This window comes from Rhodothermales bacterium, assembly GCA_041391505.1.
GTDB lineage: Bacteria > Bacteroidota > Rhodothermia > Rhodothermales > JAHQVL01 > JAWKNW01.
The window spans coordinates 1-5,753 of record JAWKNW010000059.1 but is presented as its reverse complement, the minus strand read 5'-3'; the positions used below and the strand labels follow the sequence as shown (position 1 = coordinate 5,753).

The 5,753-nt window shown below is 61.3% G+C and carries 4 protein-coding genes; all 4 read left to right on the top strand.

Annotated features, from left to right (window positions below; translation table 11 throughout):
- Nucleotides 1-100: 100 nt before the first annotated feature.
- The gene (locus tag R2834_24695) at nt 101-880 is read left to right on the top strand and encodes an AraC family transcriptional regulator (GenBank protein MEZ4703553.1); all 780 of its coding nucleotides are present in this window, start codon (nt 101-103) and stop codon (nt 878-880) included.
- Nucleotides 881-1,023: 143 nt separating this feature from the next.
- On the top strand, nt 1,024-1,896 hold the full coding sequence (locus R2834_24690) for an ABC transporter ATP-binding protein (protein MEZ4703552.1): 873 nt from the start codon (nt 1,024-1,026) through the stop codon (nt 1,894-1,896).
- The gene (locus R2834_24685; GenBank protein MEZ4703551.1) at nt 1,893-5,432 is read left to right on the top strand and encodes a M1 family aminopeptidase; all 3,540 of its coding nucleotides are present in this window, start codon (nt 1,893-1,895) and stop codon (nt 5,430-5,432) included. The genes R2834_24690 and R2834_24685 overlap by 4 nt, the downstream gene beginning before the upstream one ends.
- A gap of 136 nt (nt 5,433-5,568) precedes the next feature.
- Nucleotides 5,569-5,753: hypothetical protein (locus R2834_24680; GenBank protein ID MEZ4703550.1), on the top strand; the 185-nt coding region annotated here is incomplete at its 3' end.

The window sequence follows — 5,753 nt, the reverse complement described above, 5'->3', positions numbered from 1 at the left end:
AAAACAGGTCTCGTAGGGGATAGCCTCCCTGTCATCTCGCACGTTGCTCGGCGCCTTCATGGCCAGACTTCTTCCTCAGGATACGTCACTACGGCCGTACGTGGATTATTACTGGGTGGTCGACGAATTCGATGCGCGAACGCTGGGGAATGAGGCTGTGTATGAATTCCCATCCCTCGCTCCCGAGCTGCTACTTTGTCTGGAAGGTGAGATCATCATCGACTACAAAGGCCGGCGTCATTCCATCGTCGAAAGTACGCTGTTCTCCCACATCGACGAGGGGTTTGTGGTCTATCCCCATCGTATTCGTCGGATGATCGTGGTAAAGTTCAAAAATCGAGGCATGTCCGCCATCATGCCGTTCGTCGGTTACAATGCATCCGAATTGATTGCACGACCTTTCGCGCTCGCAGTGGACGTGTTCGGGCGACGGCTCGAGGTGTTCGAACGTCATCTGCGCACCTTACCTGACGATCAAATCGCCCCCGAATTGGACAACTGGCTGATGAAAACATTCAACCGCCAGGCATCGGGAATCGTTTATGACCTCTCCGACCATCTCACGCCCTCCATGTCGGTCAGCGAGGTGATCGCGCTCACACGTACCTCATACAGCACCGTCGAACGTCATTTCCGAAACGACACGGGGCTCTCGCCCAAGCAATACCTGATGCGAAACCGCGCCCGCCATGCCGTGCGAGATATCTTCGCCACAGCGCATACAGGCAGGCAGAATGATTGGTTCGACCTTGTGACGACCTATGCGTACCACGACCAATCCCATTTCATCAAAGAGATCAAACGGTTCACCGGCTTTACGCCGGCACAACTCGTCTCGTTACCCTGGTTCAGCCGGTACCGTCCCCAGATCGAGCCCTGACGAGTTTTTACAATGCATTCGCGCTGCGCGAGGCGATCTTACAGGGGTGTGACGCTTCCTTTCACGCTGCCACCCAATCGGTGTAGTTCAACGCCAGACGTTCCCCAACCCACTCTGCCTGTCGCCAGGCGCAATTTGCTCCCATGCTAGAAATACAGGACCTCGTTAAAGTCTACCCCGGCCCCGTAGCCGCGCTGCAAGGCATCCGACTGGAGATTCCACAGGGCATGTTCGGCCTACTGGGGCCCAATGGATCGGGGAAGACCACGCTCATGCGCATTCTCGCCGGCCTGCTCGAATCGACGTCCGGCCGTGTTGTGTTTCAGGGTGATGACGTTACCCATCATCCGGAGAAAATCTGGCCCCGACTCGGGTACCTTCCCCAGTATTTCGGCTTCTATCCTAACCTGACGGGCGAGGCCATGCTGCTTCATATGCTGCGACTCAAGGGTGTCGACGCGCCGGGCGGGCTGACGGCCCTGTGCGGGGCGCTGCTGGAGCGCGTTAATCTCACATTCGCCGCGAAGCGCAAGGTCAAGTCGTATTCAGGGGGCATGCGACAGCGGCTTGGCATCGCGCAAGCGCTCGCCGGCGACCCGGACCTCATCATCGTCGATGAGCCGACGGCAGGGCTCGATCCGGAGGAACGGATTCGCTTTTATCGCCTCCTCGCCGAACTGGCTGAGACCCGTACCGTGCTATTATCCACCCACATCGTGGAGGATGTGGCCATGTTGTGCCCCCGATTCGCCGTCATCCGAAATGGCCGGCTGGTGGCCACCACCACGCCTGAGGCCGCTCGGGCCCGGATAGCAGGAATGATCTACGAGGGCACGGTAAGTCATGCGGACTTCGCGGAGGTATCGCGTACCGAGCGCATCACCCAGTCGTACCTGATCGAAGGCCAGAATTTTGTGCGTGTCCATACAGAAGGCCGGCCGCCCGATGGCTTTACACCGGCCACGCCGACCCTCGAGGATGCTTACTTTGCCTTGATGCAGGGAGGCACCGCATGACATGGCATCGCATGCTCACTATCGGGCAGCACGAGCTGCGCACCCAGATTTCCGGGCCGCTCTTCTGGTTGATGATCGGGCTGGTCGTCCTCGTCACCCTGATGCTCAACCCGGACGGCATGATCCCATCGGGCGATGCGGCGACCGGCGTACTGCCGTATATCAACTCCCGCTACGCGCTGGCGAACATCTTTAGTCTGAGTGGTAGCCTGGTCTACACCTTCATGGCCTCGCTACTCGCCGGCCTGTCGGTGATCCGCGACGACGAAGCCCAGGTTGGCGAACTGCTACATAGCACACCACTAACCCGCCGAGAATATGTCGGTGGCAAGCTGGGCGGCGTGCTCGTCGCTTTGACCGTGGTGATGGCGTTTCATCTCGTATTCGCCATGTGGCGGGTACAGTTTGCACCGGAATCCAACCCGGAGATGCGCATCGGCCCGTTCGAGATCGGCAACTTCGTCGCCCCGTTCTTTGCCTTCCTCGTTCCCGGTGCCGTGTGCTGCGCGTGTGTCTCCTTCGCGATCGGCGAACGCAGCCGGCAGCCGATGCTGGTTTATGCCTTCCCAATCGTGGCCTTCCTCGGCATCCTGTTTTTCCTATGGACGTCGGACGTAGCCAGCGGGGACACCGCCGCGAACCACCTGATGATGATCGCCGAACCCTGGAATCTGCGCTGGCTCCGCCAAAACGTATACATGGTGGATCGGGGCGTGGCGTTTTATAATGCGGCGCCGCTGGCGCTGGATGGGACGTTCTGGCTGAGCCGGCTCTTTGTATCCGGGCTCGCCGGCGTGGCGGTTTCGTACGCCCTCTTCCGGCGAGAGCGGGTAGACACATGGATTTCTCGACAGACAAGACGCCGCGCTCAGCGTGTCACCCTGGAGCCGACCGGTAGCGTGCCGGTGAGCTTCAAGCCGCTGGGTGACCTTGGGATGCGCACCCAAAAGCCAGGCTTGTGGACAAGCCTGTGGTATATCCTTCTTGCCGACCTGCGCGAGCTGCGCGGCCAGCCCGGGCTGTATGTCCTGGTGCTTTTTATGGTGATGATGGTGCTCGAGTTCGCAAGCGAAGGCGGGCGCATACTCGGCATTCCGGAGATCCAAACCGCCGGTAACCTGGCTGTCGGCGGCATCGATGTATTATCCTCGTTCGCCGCTTTGCTGCTGCTTTTTTATACCGTGGAATCGCTCAACCGGGAACGGCTCACCGGGTTCGCGTCCATCGCCTATGCGGCGCCGTTTCAGACGGCCGCGTTGCTCGCCGGCAAGAGCCTCGCCCAGGGAGTGGTCGTCGCCGTGATCGTTGTGGCATGCACGTTGATGGGCCTCAACGTACTTATCGCCCAAGATGCGGGTCGCGTCGAAATAGGGCCCTTCCTGTTGGTATGGGGGCTCGTGCTGGGGCCGACGTATTTTTGCTGGAACGCCTTTATCACGGCGGTCTTCGCGCTCGTTCGCGAACGGTACACGACGTATGCGATCGGCCTCGGCGCACTGTTGGTGACGGTCTACGCCTTCCAGAGCGGGGGGATGACCTGGGTGTTTAACTGGCCGCTATGGGGCACGCTGCGCTGGAGCGATATGGGCCTCTTTTCGCTCAACGGGCGAGCACTGGTGCTGAATCGTCTCCTGGTGCTTGGCGTCGGCGTGTTCTTCTCGGCTGTAGCTCTGCTTGGTTTTGCTCGAACCGAGCGCGACGCTGCCGGCCTGCTGCATCGGTGGCGGCCCAGACAGCTCGGCCGTGTGGCCGTCGCGCTGGCGCCCTTCCTGATCGTCCCGCTTGTCATCGGCGTTTACCTGGCACACGAAATCAACGCCGGCTTCCAGGGCCACGCGGCCGAAGCCCGCGCAACGTCCTACTGGCGGCAACATGTCGCGACCTGGGCAGGCGCGCCTCTACCCACGATCTTGCACGTAGACGCGGCAGTACGCCTGGAGCCCACGCGGCGGCGTGTCGACATACAGGGTACCTATGTCCTCGCGAATCGCTCGACGGCGCCACTGGATGCCCTGCCGTTCACGGTCTTCGCATTCGACAACGTCTCCTGGTCGATCGATGGCGAGGCTCACGCGTCGGAGGACCGTGCCGGCCTGCAGGTGCTGCACCCGGCCCGGCCGATGATGCCAGGCGAGGAACTCCGTGTCGGCTTCTCGTATAGCGCCGAATTTCCCGCCGGCATGACACGAAATGGTGGTGGCGTCGAGCAGTTTATCCTACCCTCCGGTGCGGCGCTGAACGATTTCCTTCCCGTTCCCGGATTTGACGAAACGATCGGCGTGGATGCCGACAACCGGCCCGACCCACGCGTGTATCCAGACGATTTCTGGCGCGGCGAGCTGCCGCCCATCTCGGGGAACGCGACGGCGTTCACGACCCGTTTTACCGTGATGGCGCCCGACGGCTACACCGTCAACATGGTTGGCACGAAGCGGTCCGAGCACTCCGATGGCGGCACAACGACCTCAGTATGGGAGAGCGATGCGCCCGTCAAGGCCGTCAACCTGGTTGCCGGCCGGTGGGATGAAAAGCGACAGGGCGGCACAGCGGTATTCTACCACCCCGACCACGCCTACAACGTCGACGAGATGCTGAACACCCTCGTCGCGGCGCGCGAGCGCTACTCGGCCTGGTTCTATCCGTATCCGTGGCAGGAACTCCGACTGAGCGAATTCCCGAATATGGTCACGAACGCGCAGGGATTTCCAACCAATATCCCGTTCTCGGAGACGTCGGGATTTTTATCGAGGCGCGACGCCGATCTGAGCGCCGCCTTCGTCGTCACCGCGCACGAGGCCGCACACCAGTGGTGGGCAAACGTGCTGACGCCCGGCGAGGGCCCGGGAGCCGATGTGCTCATCGAGGGCATGGCGCATTACGCCACGCTCCTGTTGCATGAAAGTGAGAAAGGCCAGCTGGCGCGCATCGCGTTCGCGACACGTATCGAGGAGGAGTATTTCGATCAGCGCCGCGTGGATCGCGAGCAACCCCTGGCCCGGACGGTCATGACCACCCAGGCCGATGAAAGTGTCGTCTACAACAAGGGCGCCTGGGCGTTCTGGATGTTGCACAATCACCTCGGACGCGAAGCCATGTTCGCCGGCCTGCAATCCTTCATTCGTACCTATCTCGTGCCGAACGACTACCCGGCACTGCACGACCTCATCGAAACGCTCCGTCCCTTCGCGGCGGACTCAAGCGCCTACCAGGCGTTTGTCGACCAGTGGTTCTTCGATGTCGTGACGCCCGAATATCGCCTCGACGATGTGCGTGTCGAGCAACGGGGCGATCAGTGGTTCGTCGAGGCCACCGCCGTAAACCGGGGTACGGGGACGGCTGATGTGGCGATTATCGCGCGGCGCGAGAAGCGCTTCACCGATGCCTACAGAGAGGGTAGGGTGATGGTCCATCTAGCGCCCGACCGGCCCCAACCGGTATCCTGGCTGTTGGACTTTAAGCCACAACGGCTCGTCGTCGACCCCGACGCGATGGTGCTCCAGGCGAATCGGGCGCTTGCCGTCGCGGAGTTAGAGTAGCGATCAAACATGAACAAAGCGCCCCGTTGAGAGGTAGTGTTGCAGCGCTGCAGTGCACGCATCTATCCTGATCCCCCTCATCGGACGTATGCCGGCAAGCTTCGAAAGCCGCCGCTAAAACGGACGATTTCAGAACGTGCCACTCCGTGGTATGGCCGGGCTGTCCGAGTTCATCAAATGGTCGCGCAACCGGGAGCGTGGATGCTGGGATCCCCCCGGCACGGCCTATCCGCTCGGCGCCCCTCCGCCTGCGCGCGTCGATCCGGCCGTCACTCGGGTAACCTTCGTTAACCACGCCCCCCTCGTATTCCACCTGCAACA